Source organism: Pseudomonas sp. Z4-7, assembly GCF_051131965.1.
GTDB lineage: Bacteria > Pseudomonadota > Gammaproteobacteria > Pseudomonadales > Pseudomonadaceae > Aquipseudomonas.
Genome location: NZ_CP071642.1, coordinates 663,451 through 679,659, shown reverse-complemented (window position 1 = coordinate 679,659; position 16,209 = coordinate 663,451). Strand labels below are relative to the sequence as shown.

The 16,209-nt window shown below is 62.5% G+C and carries 17 protein-coding genes; 12 read left to right on the top strand and 5 right to left on the bottom strand.

From position 1 onward, the window contains the following. Positions 1–33 precede the first annotated feature (33 nt). The 11 genes from urtA (at position 34) to ureC (ending at position 10,451) form a co-directional block, all read left to right on the top strand. On the top strand, positions 34–1,299 hold the full coding sequence (urtA, locus tag J3P91_RS02915) for an urea ABC transporter substrate-binding protein (RefSeq protein WP_025211599.1): 1,266 nt from the start codon (positions 34–36) through the stop codon (positions 1,297–1,299). A 175-nt stretch (positions 1,300–1,474) separates the two neighbouring features. Beyond that, the gene (urtB, locus tag J3P91_RS02910) at positions 1,475–2,977 is read left to right on the top strand and encodes an urea ABC transporter permease subunit UrtB (protein WP_434602686.1); all 1,503 of its coding nucleotides are present in this window, start codon (positions 1,475–1,477) and stop codon (positions 2,975–2,977) included. Then, complete coding sequence (gene urtC / locus J3P91_RS02905) at positions 2,977–4,053, top strand: urea ABC transporter permease subunit UrtC (RefSeq protein WP_434569961.1); 1,077 nt, start codon at positions 2,977–2,979, stop codon at positions 4,051–4,053. The genes urtB and urtC overlap by 1 nt, the downstream gene beginning before the upstream one ends. Continuing rightward, positions 4,053–4,925 (top strand): urea ABC transporter ATP-binding protein UrtD, encoded by an 873-nt coding sequence (gene urtD / locus J3P91_RS02900; RefSeq protein ID WP_434604977.1) that lies wholly within the window; start codon positions 4,053–4,055, stop codon positions 4,923–4,925. The genes urtC and urtD overlap by 1 nt, the downstream gene beginning before the upstream one ends. Before the next feature lie 133 nt (positions 4,926–5,058). Continuing rightward, positions 5,059–5,757: an urea ABC transporter ATP-binding subunit UrtE gene (gene urtE, locus J3P91_RS02895; RefSeq protein WP_434602685.1), complete on the top strand. Its 699-nt coding sequence runs from the start codon at positions 5,059–5,061 to the stop codon at positions 5,755–5,757. Between the two features lie 174 nt (positions 5,758–5,931). After that, positions 5,932–6,774 (top strand): urease accessory protein UreD, encoded by an 843-nt coding sequence (locus tag J3P91_RS02890; protein ID WP_434602684.1) that lies wholly within the window; start codon positions 5,932–5,934, stop codon positions 6,772–6,774. Between the two features lie 148 nt (positions 6,775–6,922). Continuing rightward, positions 6,923–7,225 carry an urease subunit gamma gene (gene ureA, locus J3P91_RS02885; protein WP_003197350.1) on the top strand — a complete coding sequence of 101 codons (303 nt, stop codon included), beginning with the start codon at positions 6,923–6,925 and terminating at the stop codon, positions 7,223–7,225. Positions 7,226–7,234: 9 nt separating this feature from the next. Continuing rightward, positions 7,235–7,768, top strand: a complete 534-nt coding sequence (locus J3P91_RS02880) for a GNAT family N-acetyltransferase (protein ID WP_434569965.1) — start codon at positions 7,235–7,237, stop codon at positions 7,766–7,768. A 5-nt stretch (positions 7,769–7,773) separates the two neighbouring features. Beyond that, entirely contained in the window at positions 7,774–8,307 is a 534-nt protein-coding gene (locus tag J3P91_RS02875; protein ID WP_305497115.1) for a GNAT family N-acetyltransferase, read from the top strand. Beyond that, entirely contained in the window at positions 8,304–8,609 is a 306-nt protein-coding gene (locus J3P91_RS02870; protein ID WP_434602683.1) for an urease subunit beta, read from the top strand. The genes J3P91_RS02875 and J3P91_RS02870 overlap by 4 nt, the downstream gene beginning before the upstream one ends. A 141-nt stretch (positions 8,610–8,750) precedes the next feature. Next, the gene (ureC, locus tag J3P91_RS02865) at positions 8,751–10,451 is read left to right on the top strand and encodes an urease subunit alpha (RefSeq protein ID WP_434602682.1); all 1,701 of its coding nucleotides are present in this window, start codon (positions 8,751–8,753) and stop codon (positions 10,449–10,451) included. 142 nt (positions 10,452–10,593) lie between these two features. Here the strand turns inward: ureC and J3P91_RS02860 are convergent, their stop codons facing one another. Then, the gene (locus tag J3P91_RS02860) at positions 10,594–10,893 is read right to left on the bottom strand and encodes a chaperone modulator CbpM (RefSeq protein WP_264433249.1); all 300 of its coding nucleotides are present in this window, start codon (positions 10,891–10,893) and stop codon (positions 10,594–10,596) included. Between the two features lie 51 nt (positions 10,894–10,944). Continuing rightward, a complete protein-coding gene (locus tag J3P91_RS02855; RefSeq protein ID WP_434569968.1) occupies positions 10,945–11,883 on the bottom strand; it encodes a DnaJ C-terminal domain-containing protein in 939 nt (312 codons plus the stop codon). Positions 11,884–12,175: 292 nt separating this feature from the next. Between J3P91_RS02855 and J3P91_RS02850 the strand changes: the two genes are divergently transcribed. Next, entirely contained in the window at positions 12,176–13,450 is a 1,275-nt protein-coding gene (locus J3P91_RS02850; RefSeq protein ID WP_305497121.1) for an Hsp70 family protein, read from the top strand. Positions 13,451–13,564: 114 nt separating this feature from the next. On the opposite strand, the gene J3P91_RS02845 is transcribed toward J3P91_RS02850, so the two are convergent. The 3 genes from J3P91_RS02845 to J3P91_RS02835 form a co-directional block, all read right to left on the bottom strand. Further along, positions 13,565–14,578, bottom strand: a complete 1,014-nt coding sequence (locus J3P91_RS02845; RefSeq protein WP_305497122.1) for an AI-2E family transporter — start codon at positions 14,576–14,578, stop codon at positions 13,565–13,567. A 223-nt stretch (positions 14,579–14,801) separates the two neighbouring features. After that, on the bottom strand, positions 14,802–15,098 hold the full coding sequence (locus J3P91_RS02840) for a PsiF family protein (protein ID WP_305497125.1): 297 nt from the start codon (positions 15,096–15,098) through the stop codon (positions 14,802–14,804). A gap of 199 nt (positions 15,099–15,297) precedes the next feature. Continuing rightward, the gene (locus J3P91_RS02835) at positions 15,298–16,188 is read right to left on the bottom strand and encodes an alpha/beta fold hydrolase (protein WP_434569970.1); all 891 of its coding nucleotides are present in this window, start codon (positions 16,186–16,188) and stop codon (positions 15,298–15,300) included. Positions 16,189–16,209: the final 21 nt, after the last annotated feature.

Sequence of the window (16,209 nt, the reverse complement as noted above, 5' to 3'; positions counted from 1 at the left end):
CCAGAAAAACATAAAGACCACGGAGATCGCACAATGAAGCGTCGTAGCTTGATCAAGGCTTTTACACTCTCGGCAAGCATTGCCGCGATGGGCATGGCCTGGACCGTCCAGGCCGCCGAGACCATCAAGGTCGGCATCCTGCATTCGTTGTCCGGGACCATGGCGATCTCCGAAACGTCCCTCAAGGACATGGCGTTGATGACCATCGACGAGATCAACGCCAAGGGTGGAGTGAACGGCAAGAAGCTTGAAGCGGTGGTCGTGGACCCGGCATCGAACTGGCCGCTGTTCGCTGAAAAGGGCCGCCAGTTGCTGACTCAGGACAAGGTCGCCGTGGTGTTCGGCTGCTGGACCTCGGTGTCGCGCAAATCCGTGTTGCCGGTGTTCGAAGAACTCAACGGCCTGCTGTTCTATCCGGTGCAGTACGAAGGCGAAGAAATGTCGCCGAACGTTTTCTACACCGGCGCAGCGCCAAACCAGCAGGCGATCCCGGCGGTGGAATACCTGATGAGCGAAGAAGGCGGCAGCGCCAAGCGCTACTTCCTGCTGGGCACCGACTACGTCTATCCGCGCACCACCAACAAGATCCTGCGTTCGTTCCTGCACTCCAAAGGCGTGGCGGACAAGGATATCGAAGAGGTCTACACCCCGTTCGGCCACAGCGATTACCAGACCATCGTTGCCAACATCAAGAAATTCTCGGCCGGCGGCAAGACCGCCGTCATCTCCACGGTCAATGGCGATTCCAACGTACCGTTTTATAAAGAGCTGGCGAACCAGGGCCTGAAAGCCACCGATGTACCGGTCGTGGCCTTCTCGGTGGGCGAAGAGGAACTGCGCGGCATCGACACCAAACCGCTGGTGGGTAACCTGGCGGCGTGGAACTACTTCGAATCCGTGGATAACCCGGCGAACAAGAAATTCGTCGATTCCTGGAAGGCCTACGCCAAGGCCAAGAACCTGCCGGGCGCCGACAAAGCGGTAACCAACGACCCGATGGAAGCCACCTACGTCGGCATCCACATGTGGGCGCAAGCGGTGGAAAAAGCCAAGTCCACCGATGTCGACAAAGTCCGCGAAGCCCTGGCCGGCCAGACCTTCGCCGCGCCGTCGGGTTACACCCTGACCATGGACAAGACCAACCATCACCTGCACAAGCCGGTGATGATCGGCGAGATCCAGGCCGACGGTCAGTTCAACGTGGTCTGGCAGACCGAAGGGCCGATCCGCGCCCAGCCGTGGAGCCCGTTCATCGCCGGCAACGACAAGAAGCCTGACTATGCGGTGAAGAGCAACTGAGCCCATGGGTGTCGGTCCGAGCACGACGCTCAGGGCCGACACAACTCCCTGTGGGAGCGAGCTTGCTCCGGGCGGCGATCCGACGATAGCGGACTCAAATTCAACATTGATGAAACTGAACCACCGCCATCGCGAGCAAGCTCGCTCCCACATTGTCCGCGTAAGGCGACTCGCTATGCCCACCGCCCTTTACCGCTTCATCCTCGCCCTGGCACTGCTGCTGCCATTGACGGCCCACGCCGGCGAAGCCGAAGACTTCGTCGCCGCCAACCCGACCCAGCAGGCCAAGCTCCTGGAAGCCTGGGCCGCGCAGCCCGACCCGGCGCGCGTCGAATTGATCAATGCCCTGCAGCAAGGCCAATTGACCATCGACGGCCAGCCAAAGACCCTGCGCCTGAACAACCGTTTGCGAGGGCTGATCGAAACCGCTCTCGCCAGCCACCAGCTACTCGCCGTGGACGCCCGCGTACGCCTGACTGCCGCGCAGCAGTTGCAAAAAAGTGCCCGCCCCGCGCAACTGGCGTTTCTTGATCGGCAACTGGCCGGTGAGCAGGACGAAGACGTGCATGCCGCCCTGAGCCTGGCCCTGGCGAACCTGCAACTGGTCGATGCCAACCCTTCCGTGCGCCTGGCCGCCGTCCGCCTGTTGGGGGAAACCGGCGACCCGCTGGCCCGCACCCGCCTGGAAGCCCTGCTCGAACCCGGCGTCGAAACCGATGCCGCCGTGCGCACCGCCGCTGAAACCAGCCTCGGCCAGGTCAAGCGCAAACTGCTCATCGGCGAGCTGCTGGGCCAGGCCTTCAGCGGCATGTCCCTGGGCTCGATCCTGCTGCTCGCCGCCCTCGGCCTGGCAATCACCTTTGGCCTGCTCGGGGTGATCAACATGGCCCACGGCGAAATGCTGATGCTCGGCGCCTACTCCACGTATGTGGTGCAGATGCTGTTCCAGCGCTTCGCCCCGAACGCCATCGAGTTCTACCCGCTGATCGCCCTGCCTGTGGCGTTTTTCATCACCGCGGCCATCGGCATGGCACTGGAGCGCACGGTGATCCGCCACCTCTACGGGCGCCCGCTGGAAACCCTGCTCGCCACCTGGGGCATCAGCCTGATGCTGATTCAGCTGGTGCGCCTGGTGTTCGGCGCGCAGAACGTCGAAGTCGCCAACCCGGCCTGGCTCTCGGGTGGGATCCAGGTGCTGCCGAACCTGGTGCTGCCGTACAACCGCATCGTGATCATCGCCTTCGCGCTGTTCGTGGTGGTCCTGACCTGGCTGTTGCTGAACAAGACGCGCCTGGGCCTGAACGTGCGCGCCGTGACCCAGAACCGCAACATGGCCGCCTGCTGCGGCGTGCCCACCGGGCGGGTCGACATGCTCGCTTTCGGCCTCGGCTCGGGCATCGCCGGGCTCGGCGGCGTGGCTTTGAGCCAGATCGGCAACGTCGGCCCGGACCTGGGCCAGAGCTACATCATCGACTCGTTCCTGGTGGTAGTACTTGGCGGCGTCGGCCAATTGGCCGGCAGCGTGTTCGCCGCGTTCGGCCTGGGCATCGCCAACAAGATCCTCGAACCGCAGATCGGCGCCGTGCTCGGCAAGATCCTGATCCTTGCGCTGATCATTCTGTTCATCCAGAAGCGTCCGCAAGGCCTCTTCGCGCTCAAAGGACGGGTAATCGACTGATGAACCAGCCCCTGATGCTCACGGCCACACAAAAGGCCGGTCCCAAACTCACCGTTGCCGTCGGCGCGCTGATTCTCGCCGTGCTGCTGAGCCTGCCGTTGCTGTCGTTGCTGGCGGCGGACAATCCGCTGCACATCTCGGCCTACACGCTGACCCTGGTGGGCAAGATCCTCTGCTATGCCATCGTTGCCCTGGCGCTGGACCTGGTCTGGGGCTACGCCGGCCTGCTCTCCCTCGGTCACGGCCTGTTCTTCGCCCTGGGCGGCTACGCCATGGGCATGTACCTGATGCGCCAGGCCGCCGGTGACGGCCTTCCGGCATTCATGACGTTTTTGTCGTGGACCGAACTGCCCTGGTACTGGGCCGGCACCGACAGTTTCCTCTGGGCGCTGTGCCTGGTGGTGCTGGCACCCGGTTTGCTGGCACTGGTTTTCGGCTTCTTCGCGTTCCGCTCGCGGATCAAGGGCGTGTATTTCTCGATCATGACCCAGGCCCTTACCTTCGCCGGGATGCTGCTGTTTTTCCGCAACGAGACGGGTTTTGGCGGCAACAACGGCTTCACCAATTTCCGTTCGATCCTGGGCTTTGGCATCACCGAGCCGGGCACCCGCGCGGTGCTGTTTTTTGCCACGGTGCTGTTGCTGGTGGCGAGCCTGTTCATCGGTTGGCGCCTGGCCCGCAGCAAGTTCGGACGGGTGCTGACGGCCCTGCGCGATGCGGAAAATCGCCTGATGTTCTGCGGCTACGATCCCCGTGGTTTCAAGCTGTTCGTCTGGGTGTTGAGCGCAGTGTTGTGCGGCCTGGCGGGGGCGCTGTACGTGCCGCAGGTGGGCATCATCAACCCCAGCGAAATGTCGCCGACCAATTCAATCGAAGCTGCCGTGTGGGTGGCCCTTGGCGGGCGCGGCACGCTGATCGGACCGCTACTGGGCGCTGGCGTGGTCAATGGCATGAAGAGCTGGTTCACCGTGGCGTTTCCTGAGTACTGGCTGTTCTTCCTCGGCGCGTTGTTCATTGTCGTGACGCTGTATCTGCCCAAGGGCGTGATCGGCTTGCTGAAGAAAAGGGGCGAATGATGCGAATCACACCCACGGCGGACTTCATGCTCGAACCGATTATCGAGCCCCCTGTCGATGCCAATCGGGACCAGGGCAGCAGCCGCGATGCGATCGGCCTCGGCCACGCCGCTGGCGTGGGCCTGAACACCCGCCACGGCACCATCCTGACCCTGGAAGACATCAGCGTCAGCTTCGACGGTTTCAAGGCGCTCAACGATCTGAACCTGTACATCGGCGTCGGCGAATTGCGCTGCATCATCGGCCCCAACGGTGCCGGCAAGACCACCTTGATGGACGTCATTACCGGCAAGACCCGACCCAGCCACGGCAAGGCCTGGTTTGGCGAAACCCTGGACCTGACCAGCATGAGCGAAGTGCAGATTGCCCAGGCCGGTATCGGCCGCAAGTTCCAGAAGCCGACGGTGTTCGAAGCCTTGAGCGTGTTCGAGAATCTGGAACTGGCGCTCAAGACCGACAAATCGGTATGGGCCAGCCTGCGGGCGAAACTGACCGGCGGACAATATGACCGTATCGGCGAAGTGCTTGAAACCATCCGCCTCACCGCCTCGGTCAATCGCGCCGCCGGGTTGCTGTCTCACGGGCAGAAGCAATTTCTGGAGATTGGCATGCTGCTGGTCCAGGACCCGCAACTGCTACTGCTCGACGAGCCGGTGGCGGGCATGACCGACGCCGAGACAGACTTCACCGCCGAGCTGTTCAAATCCCTGGCCGGCAAACATTCGCTGATGGTGGTGGAACATGATATGGGCTTCGTCGGCGCGATCGCCGATCACGTCACCGTGCTGCACCAGGGCAGCGTGTTGGCCGAAGGGTCGCTGGAGCAGGTGCAGGCCGATGAGCGGGTGATCGAGGTGTATCTCGGTCGCTAGAACGACACATGCTGTTTCCTGTGGGAGCGAGCTTGCTCGCGATAGCGGTAGTTCAGCCTGCACATGTGTTGAATGTGCCGCAGTCATCGCGAGCAAGCTCGCTCCCACAGGGGACTTGAGGAGAGTCTGGAACATGCTGCAAGTCGACAAGCTGCACCAGTACTACGGCGGTAGCCACATCCTGCGGGGCCTGTCGTTCGACGCCAAGGTCGGCGAGGTGACGTGCCTGCTGGGCCGCAACGGTGTGGGCAAGACCACCCTGCTCAAATGCCTGATGGGCCTGCTGCCGGCCAAGGAAGGCGTGGTGAGTTGGGAAGGCAAGGCCATCACCGGCTTCAAGCCGCACCAGCGGGTACATGCCGGCATCGCCTATGTGCCCCAGGGCCGGGAAATTTTCGCTCGGCTGACGGTGGAAGAAAACCTGCTGATGGGGCTTTCGCGTTTCCCGGGTTCCGAGGCCAAGGAAGTGCCGGCCTTCATCTATGAATTGTTCCCGGTGCTGCTACAGATGAAACAACGCCGCGGCGGTGACCTGTCTGGTGGCCAGCAACAGCAGCTCGCCATTGGCCGGGCCCTGGCCAGCCGTCCGCGCCTGCTGATTCTCGACGAGCCCACCGAAGGCATCCAGCCGTCGGTGATCAAGGAGATTGGCGCGGTAATCAGGAAACTCGCGGCCCGGGGCGACATGGCGATCTTGCTGGTGGAGCAGTTCTACGACTTCGCCGCCGAGCTGGCCGATCAGTACCTGGTGATGTCCCGGGGCGAGATCGTCCAGCAAGGCCGCGGCGAAAATATGCAAGCCGAGGGTGTGCGCGGGCTGGTAACGATCTAGGCTTTGTACGAAAAGTGCCTGCGCGACGATCATGCTGCGTTGAAAACAGGCTCGGAATGCTCATTGACAACCAGTCAACTTCGCTTCCTCGCCTGTTTTCGCCTTGCCTGATCGCCGCTCGGCGACTTTTCGTTCAAACCCTAGTCTTGGCGTCCCGACGATAATCAGAAAATCATGAATCTACCTGTATCGCCCTCCGCCCTGTTCACCCCCAGCTGGCACGCCGAGCTGGACTTGGGCTATGCCCGATTCGGCGACTGCACGCGTCCGGTCCAGCGTCGCCACAAAGGTCCACTGCGGGTGCAGAAACACCTGTACGCCGAAGGTCCCAAAGTCTGCCAGCACATCATCGTCCACCCGCCCGGCGGGATTGCCGGCGGTGATCGGCTGGACATCTCGGCTCACGTCGGCCCCGGTGCCTGGGCGCAACTGACCAGCCCCGGCGCGGCCAAGTGGTACCGCGCGGCCGGCCCGGCGTACCAGCAACTGAAACTGAGCGTGGCTGGCGGTGCGACCCTGGAATGGCTGCCTCAGGAAACCATCGTGTTCAGCGCGGCCCAGGCCGAACTCAGCACCTGCATCGATCTGCAGGGCGACGCCCGGCTGTTCTACTGGGACATGGTTGCCCTCGGCCGACCGGCCAGCGGCGAACGCTTCGATCTCGGCCACTTTCAATCGCGGCTGGACATTCGCCGCGACGGCCAGTTGCTGTGGCATGAACGCCAGCGCATTGTCGGCGGTGACGGCTTGCTCGATTCCCCCATCGGGTTGGGCGGTGATCCGGTGTTTGCGACGTTGCTGGTGACCGGCGAGATCGACAGCGAGCTGCTGGAGCGCTGCCGATCCCTCGGCCATGCCGTGCGCGGCGACCTGACCCAGTTGCCCGGCCTGGTCGTCGCCCGCTGCCTGGCGAGCGAGGCATTACTGGCGCGCGGGTGGTTGATTGAACTGTGGCGCTTGCTCAGGCCCGCATTGCTCGGACGAGAAGCCATGCCACCGAGAATCTGGAGTACTTAGTTATTTCATCTGTGGGAGCGAGCCTGCTCGCGAAAGCAATAGAACATCCAACATGATTGTTGACTGACACACCGCTTTCGCGAGCAGGCTCGCTCCCACAGTGGAATGTGTCTACCGCAAAATTTTATCTGCCCTTACTGGACTGCACATGGACCTGACCCCACGCGAAAAAGACAAGCTGCTGATCTTCACCGCCGGCCTCGTCGCCGAGCGGCGCCTGGCTCGTGGCCTGAAGCTCAACTATCCGGAAGCCATGGCCTACATTTCCGCCGCGCTGCTGGAAGGTGCTCGTGACGGCCAGACCGTGGCCGAGCTGATGCACTACGGCACAACGCTGCTGAGCCGCGAGCAGGTGATGGAAGGCATTCCGGAAATGATCCCAGAGATCCAGGTCGAGGCGACATTCCCCGACGGCACCAAACTGGTCACCGTCCACCAGCCCATCGCCTGAGGTCACGGCATGACTTATCAGATTCGTGACGCCCGCCCTGCCGACCTGCCGGCGATCCGTGACATCTACAACGATGCGGTCCTCAACACCACGGCGATCTGGAACGAACAGGCTGTGGACCTGGGCAATCGCCAGGCCTGGTTCAGCGCCCGGCAAACCCAGGGTTATCCGGTGCTGGTGATCAGCGACGCCGAAGATAACGTGCTCGGCTACGCTTCATTCGGCGACTGGCGGCCGTTCGACGGTTTCCGCCATACCGTGGAACATTCGGTGTACGTACGCAGCGATCAACGTGGCAATGGGCTCGGCCCGTTGCTGATGAGTGCGCTGATCGAGCGCGCCAGGGCCTGCGGCAAACACGTGATGGTTGCGGCCATCGAGAGCGGCAACTCGGCGTCGATTCGCCTGCACGAGCGGGCCGGTTTTGCCATCACCGGGCAGATGCCCCAGGTGGGCACCAAGTTTGGTCGCTGGCTGGACCTGACCTTCATGCAGTTGGTCCTCAATCCCGGGGCGCTACCGCCCACCATCGACAAGGAGTGATACCGATGAACGCCGCCCAGTTGCGCCGAGTCCACGCTGAAAGCTTCGCGCATTACCGCCAGGGCTTGATTGATCTGCTGCTTGACGCCGTGGGTTATGGCGCCAGCGTGGGGTTCATGGCTGACCTCGATGCCGTCCAGGCCCGCGCCTATTTCGACGAGGTCCAGGCCAGCCTCAACCAGGGCCATCTGCTGCTGTGGGTGGTGGTCAAGGACGAGCAGGTGCAAGCCAGCGTCCAGCTCGCGCTGTGCCAGAAGCCCAACGGCCTCAACCGCGCCGAAGTGCAAAAGCTGCTTGTGCGCGGCGATGCCCGCCGCCGCGGCCTCGGCCAGCAGTTGATGAATGCCTTGGAGCTCGGTGCGCGCCAGCACAAGCGCGGCCTGCTGTACCTCGACACCGAGGCCGGTTCCGAGGCCGAGGCGTTCTACCGCGCCATGGGCTACACCCGCGTCGGCGAACTGCCCGACTACTGCCAGAGCCCGGACGGGACCTACAGCCCGACCGCCATCTACTACAAGACTTTGGGGCAACCGCAATGATTCCAGGCCAGTACCAGGTCCAGCCCGGCGACATCGAGCTCAACGTCGGCCGCCGTACCCTCAAGCTGAACGTCGCCAACAGCGGCGACCGGCCGATCCAGGTCGGCTCGCATTTTCATTTTTTCGAAACCAACGACGCCCTGGCCTTCGACCGCGCCGCCAGCCGAGGCATGCGCCTGAACATCCCGGCCGGCACGGCGGTGCGCTTCGAACCGGGCCAGAGCCGCGAGGTGGAACTGGTGGACCTGGCCGGGCACCGGCGGGTGTTCGGGTTTGCCGGGCGGGTCATGGGCGACCTGTAAGTCAGAGGGTGCCTGCACTGGCCTCATCGCGAGCAAGCTCGCTCCCACAGGGAAACGCGATCAAATGTGGGAGCGAGCTTGCTCGCGATGAGTGAGCGCAGCGAACGGTTCCAATATTCAATTGAGTTTCAAGGCGAGCACATGAAGATTTCGAGACAAGCCTACGCCGACATGTTCGGCCCCACCGTCGGCGACAAGGTTCGCCTGGCCGATACCGAGTTGTGGATCGAAGTGGAAAAGGACTTCACCACCTACGGCGAAGAAGTGAAGTTCGGCGGCGGCAAGGTGATTCGCGATGGCATGGGCCAGAGCCAACTGCTGGCCGCCGAGGTGGTCGACACGTTGATCACCAACGCACTGATCATTGACCACTGGGGCATCGTCAAGGCCGATGTCGGCCTCAAGCACGGGCGCATCGCGGCGATCGGCAAGGCCGGCAACCCGGACATCCAGCCCGACGTGACCATCGCCATCGGGGCGAGCACCGAAGTGATCGCCGGCGAAGGCATGATCCTCACCGCCGGCGGCATCGACACCCATATCCACTTCATCTGCCCGCAACAGATCGAAGAAGCGCTGATGAGCGGTGTCACCACCATGATCGGCGGCGGCACGGGCCCGGCTACCGGGACCAACGCCACCACCTGCACCTCCGGGCCGTGGCACCTGGCGCGCATGCTCCAGGCCGCCGACGCGTTCCCGATGAACATCGGTTTCACCGGCAAGGGCAACGCCAGCCTGCCGGAGCCGCTGGTCGAGCAGGTCAAGGCCGGGGCCATCGGCCTGAAGCTGCATGAAGACTGGGGTACCACGCCGGCGGCCATCGACAACTGCCTGAGCGTGGCCGACCAGTACGATGTGCAGGTGGCGATCCACACCGACACCCTCAACGAATCCGGCTTCGTCGAAACCACCCTGGCGGCGTTCAAGGGCCGCACCATCCACACCTACCACACCGAAGGTGCCGGTGGCGGTCATGCACCGGACATCATCAAGGCCTGCGGTTTTCCTAACGTGTTGCCCAGCTCCACCAACCCGACCCGGCCATTCACCCGCAACACCATCGACGAGCATCTCGACATGCTGATGGTCTGCCACCACCTGGACCCGAGCATCGCCGAAGACGTGGCCTTCGCCGAAAGCCGCATCCGCCGCGAAACCATCGCTGCCGAAGACATCCTCCATGACCTCGGCGCGTTCTCGATGATCAGCTCCGACAGCCAGGCCATGGGTCGCGTCGGCGAGGTCATCACCCGCACCTGGCAAACCGCCGACAAGATGAAAAAGCAGCGCGGCGCCCTGCCCGGCGATGGCGCCGATAACGACAATTTCCGCATCAAGCGCTACATCGCCAAGTACACCATCAACCCGGCGATCACCCATGGCATCAGCCATGAGGTGGGCTCCATCGAAGTCGGCAAATGGGCCGACCTGGTGTTGTGGCGCCCGGCGTTCTTCGGCGTCAAACCGACCTTGATTCTCAAGGGCGGGGCGATTGCCGCCAGCCTGATGGGCGATGCCAACGCCTCGATTCCGACACCGCAACCGGTGCACTACCGGCCGATGTTCGCCAGCTACGGCGGCTCACGACACGCCACCAGCCTGACCTTCATCAGCCAGGCCGCCGCCGAGGCGGGCCTGCCGGAGCAATTGGGCTTGAAGAAACGGATCGCCGTGGTGAAAGGTTGTCGCGATGTGCAGAAGACCGACCTGATCCACAACGACTACCTGCCGAGCATCGACGTCGACCCGCAAACCTATCAGGTCAAGGCCGATGGCGTGCTGTTGTGGTGTGAACCGGCGGATGTGCTGCCGATGGCGCAGCGGTATTTTCTGTTTTGAGTGGATAACTGGCCGAACGCAAACTCCGTGGCGAGGGAGCTTGCTCCCGCTGGGGTGCGAAGCAGCCCTCGCTTTTTGGCGGTTGCTGCGCAACCGAGCGGGAGCAAGCTCCCTCGCCACAGGGTTTTATGTCCAGCCTGCCTCATTCGACCAACCGCCCCAGCCGCTGCTTGAGCATGCGGTTTTCGCTGCGCAGCTGCTGCACCTCTTCCAGCAGGTCCAGCGCCAGGGCGACGCCCTCCCATTCCAGCTCCAACTCGCGGCGCAGCTTCGCTGCACGCCGGGCCAGGACCAGTTCGTAATCAGTGAAACGCCAGTCCGTGGGGGCCGTGCCGTGAGGTTCGAGAATGCCATGCTCGATAATTTCGATCACATGTACATCGGCCAACGCAGCGGCCTCACAGAATTCCATCAGGTTCAGTTCAATGATCGGGTTGCTCATGGTCTGCTTCTCCCAATGCTTCAACTGTCGAGTCTAGCCATGATCCTCGGTTCAGAAGTTCTCCCGCGGATCAAATGCGGCTTTCTTCGCCAACTCCGCCCACAGCGCCTTGACCGATTCGTCGCTGGCCTTGGGCATCACGGCCTTGAGCTGCACGAACAGGTAACCGCGCTCGCCGGCCTTGTTGCGCAGGCCGTGGCCCTTGGCGCGCATGCGCTGGCCGTTCTGGCTGCCGGCCGGCACCTTGAGGTTGATCTTGCCGGTGAGGGTCGGCACCGCCACCTCGGTGCCCAACGCCAGTTCCCACGGCGCCAGGGGCAAAGTGATGATCAGGTCCTGGCCTTCGACATCGAACTTGGGGTGCGGGGCGAAACGAATGGTCAGGTACAAGTCGCCATTGGCGCCGCCACCGATGCCGGGCGCGCCCTGGCCCTTGAGGCGGATGCGCTCGCCATCGGTCACTCCCAGCGGGATCTTCACGTTCAGGCTTCTGCTGGTATTGCTCACATGCTGGCCCGCGGCGTTGTACTGCGGCACCTGGAAGCTGACCTTCTTCGATTCGTTCGACAGGGTCTCTTCCAGGAAGATCGGTAATTCCATTTCCACGTCTTGCCCCCGACGGCCGGCGCTGCGACCCGATTGTCCGCCACCGAAACCCGGCCCGCGATTGCCAAAGATCGAACTGAAGAAATCCGAGAAATCGCCAGTGTCCTGCCCGCCAAAACCACCACGGCTCTGCCACCCCGGCGGCCCCTGGAACGGCTGGCCGTGCTGGCCATAGCGGCGCAAGTCATCGTATTCAGCGCGTTTGTCCGCACTCTTCAGCGCTTCATACGCCTCGGAGACATCCTTGAACTTGGTCTCAGCGTCTTTCTCTTTGCTTACATCCGGGTGGTACTTGCGCGCCAGTTTGCGATAGGCGGCCTTGATCGTGGCGTCGTCGGCCGTCGGCTCCACACCCAGGATCTTGTAATAGTCTTTGAAATCCATCTAAGCATCACCATCCGTTATCGATGTCGCACCGCCACGCACGGCATGCCCGGATGACCGGACAGCGGGTTGACCGGCCTCAAGATTGTGACCGGACGGTGCATCAGAAGTTTATCGGCAGCTGGCGGCGGATCTTGTACCGCCCTGTGCCACCAGACCCGTGCCAGCAAGTTTGGGGGGCCGACGCGGTCTTTCAAGGCCGGGGTTTGCGAATTAGTGGACAACCGGCCTTCGAATCCGCGTCGCACTGGCATACACTGCGCGGCCGTTTTTACGACCGGAACTGAAAGACATGAAAAACCCATCCCCGGCGCGTGCCTGCGGTATCGACTTCGGCACGTCCAACTCCACCGTCGGCTGGCTGCGTCCTGGCATGGAAACGTTGATCGCGCTGGAGGATGACAAGATCACCTTGCCCTCGGTGGTCTTTTTCAATCTTGAAGAACGTCGCCCGGTCTACGGTCGCCTGGCACTGCACGAATACCTGGAAGGCTACGAAGGCCGGCTGATGCGCTCGCTAAAGAGCCTGCTGGGTTCCAAGCTGATCAAGCACGATACCAGCGTGCTCGGCACGGCGATGCCGTTCAAGGATCTGCTGGGGTTGTTCATCGGTCAGTTGAAGAAGCGTGCCGAAGCCACCGCCGGGCGGGAATTCGAAGAAGTGGTGCTGGGGCGTCCGGTGTTTTTCGTTGATGACGATGAAATGGCCGATCAGGAAGCCGAGAACACTTTGGTGGACGTGGCGCGGGCCATCGGTTTCAAGGAAGTCTCCTTCCAGTACGAACCCATTGCGGCGGCGTTCGATTATGAATCGACCATCGAAAAAGAAGAGCTGGTGCTGATCGTCGACATCGGCGGCGGTACTTCGGACTTCTCCCTGGTGCGCCTGTCTCCCGAGCGCCGCATGCACGACAACCGTCACGCCGACATCCTCGCCACCGGCGGCGTGCACATCGGCGGCACCGATTTCGACAAGCAGCTCAGCCTGCAAGGCCTGATGCCGCTGTTCGGCTACGGCAGCCGGATGAAAAGCGGCGCCTACATGCCCACCAGCCATCACATGAACCTGGCGACCTGGCACACCATCAACGCGGTGTATTCGCAAAAGTCCACGCTGGCCCTGGGCAGCATGCGCTACGACATCGAAGACACCGGCGGTATCGACCGGCTGTTCAAGCTGATCGAACAGCGTGCGGGGCATTGGCTGGCGATGGAAGTGGAGGAAACCAAGATTCAGCTGACCCACGCCGACCAGCGCCACGTGGCTCTGGACCGGATCGAGCCGGGCCTGAGCGTGGACCTGAGCCGCGCCTTGTTCGAATCGGCGATCGACGGCCTGCTGGAGCGAGTGCGCAACAGCGTCACGCAACTGCTCAACGATGCCAACGTGCGGGTTGATCAAGTCGACACGGTGTTCTTCACCGGCGGCTCCAGCGGCATTCCGGCGCTGCGCAACAGCGTCGCGGCGATGCTGCCCCAGGCGCGCCATGTGGAAGGTAATATCTTCGGCAGTATTGGCAGCGGGTTGGCGATCGAGGCGATGAAGCGGTATGGCAGCCAGGTCTGATCCAGGACCGAGGCGCGTCCTTCGCGAGCAGGCTCGCTCCCACAGTCAACCGCATCCTACTGTGGGAGCGAGCCTGCTCGCGAAAGCGCTGGACCAGGCAATACAACTACCCGATCAAACCATCCCCACCTGCTTCAACTCGCTCTTGAGATACGCATAGTAGATCGGCCCCGCCACCACACCCGGCAGGCCGAACGCGGCTTCGAACACCAGCATCGCCATCAGCAGTTCCCACGACTTGGCACTGATCTGCCCGCCGACGATGCGGGCGTTGAGGAAGTATTCGAGCTTGTGGATCACGATCAGGTAACCCAGCGCCGCCACGGCCACCCAGATCGACAGCGACAGGGCGACGATGGTGATCAGGGTGTTCGACATCAGGTTGCCGATCACCGGCAACAGCCCCAGCAGGAACGTCATCACGATCAGGGTCTTGGTCAACGGCAGTTGAATGCCGAACAGCGGCAGCACCACCGCCAGGAAAATCCCGGTGAAGAAGGTGTTGAGCAGGGATATCTTGATCTGGGCAAAAACGATGTTGCGAAACGCCTTCACCAGCAGGTTCAAGCGGTCGAACAGCGCGGCGGCCAGGGGCTTGCGCTTGGTCAGGTCGGGGATGCGCTGCAAGGCGATGATGGCGCCCAGCACCATGCCGATCAGCAACGTCACGAACATGTGCGCCGCGTCCTTGCCCACCAGTTGCAGGTCGCTCAGGTGCTTGCTCACCCAGTCGCCGATCGCCACCCGGAACTCGGCGGCGCTGGCCGGCAGGTAGGCGTCGATGAACGGCGGCAATTGCCCACGGGCGCGGTCGACCACGCCCATGAATTTATCCAGGGATGCGCCCGGGTTTTCCGCTTCGTGCAGCAGGAAACTGAAGGCCCCGGCGAAAATCAGGCTCAGCACACTGACCACCAGCGTGCCCAACAATGCTACCGCCAGCCAGCGGGCACGCCGGCCTTCGATCAGTCGTTGCAGCTGCGGGGTGAGCATGTTGACCAGCTCGAACACCAGCAGCCCGGCCAGCAGGCTCGGCAACAGGCGCAGCGGCAACACCAGCAACAACCCACCAAAAATGATCACCCAACTGATCACCAACAACACATGACGCTGAGAAAACGTTGGCATACAGCCCCAGGACAAAAAAACGACATGAAAGGATCGGCAGTCTGCCAGCGTTCCGCTGGCAGCACTAGGGATTGTATCGGCCGACCTGGGTCCTGGTTCAGGCGTTTTTTTGTTTCTCGCACCGGCCTCTTCGCGAGCAGGCTCGCTCCCACATCAGACCGAGCACTGCAAAGCCACTGTGGGAGCGAGCCTGCTCGCGATGAAGCCTCCTCAGATTCAACGCTTACTTTTTCTTCAGGCAATCACTCATGAACGCCTTGCGCGCATCGCCCTTCAAGGCCTGGGTCGTCGCCGTGGCGTTGCAGGTCTTCATGCGTTCCTGCGGTGTACTGGGTTCAGCGGCGGCCGGAGTGGCCTTCAGGCAGTTGCTCATGAAAGCCTTGCGTTCGTCACCCTTGAGGGCCTTGGCGGTGGCGTCGGCGTTGCAGGTGGTCATCTTGGTCTGTTGGGCGGTGGCGGCGAAGCCCTGGGAACACAGCAGCAGGCCGATCATCAACAAAGGGACACGCAGCATCTTCATGGTGATTCTCCTGGTTGCCGCCCGAGAAGGACGGCGATGAAGTGCAGTGTAGACAAAGCCTGTTACACCTTCATCGCCAGATCTTCATTGCTTGATCTACCGCTTTCGCGAGCAGGCTCGCTCCCACAGGTTTCAGCGACCGCTCCATTGTGGGAGCGAGCCTGCTCGCGAAGAACGATAACGCGGTCCAACTGATGCCCTACACCCCGGCATCCTTCAACCGCTGCGCATGCTCGACAAACAGCCGGATCGGCTCCGCTCCCCTGCCCACCAGTCCCAGCGACTGATTGACCACGTCGAAATGGTCCAGCGGATAATCATCACGAATCACCGTGCCCAGGTGCGAGCTGTAGCGCCCCACCATGCCGTCGCACTGCCCGGCTTCGCGCACGAAGGTGCGCGCGAACAGCCGGCAGCTGCGATTGGTGCCGTCGAACAGGTTGCGGCCCCTGTCGGTCTTGCCCGGCTGCAGAGTCCCGGACCACGAGTAATAACGCACCCCATTGACTTCTTCCGGCCCCTGCCCGCCCCAGGTCTGCGGCAGCCCTTGTGGATAACGCTCGTTGAACAACGCCACGCCGGCGGTCGTCAGCGAAGCATGGGAGGCGCGGATGTCCACCGGCAATTTCGGCCCGTGATAACCGGTGTCGAGCAGGCTCATCAACGCGTTGATCAGCCGCAGAAAAGCGCTGAGCAACCGCCCTTTGGCGCTGTCGGCCGGATAATGGTCTTGCAGGTAATCGGCCAGTTCGGACCCGTGGTTGGTGCCGGCCACCGATGTGACCGAGGCGACCAGATCCGGTCGCAGGGCGGCTGCGTAGCGGGCAGTGAGGGCGCCCTGGCTGTGGCCGATCAGGTTGACCTTTTGCGCGCCGGTTTCCCTGAGAATCTCCTCGATCCGTGCCAACAATTGCTCGCCGCGAACTTCGGACGAATGCAATGGCGAAACCTTCACCGCGACCACCACGGCTCCACCCCGGCGCAACGCCTCGACAATGCCATACCAATACGGATACAACACCAGGCGAATGAACCCAAGCATGCCCGGGACCAGCACCAGCGGGTAGCGAGTGGCGCAGCGTTGCGACATGGCGACGTCCTTGTGATCAAG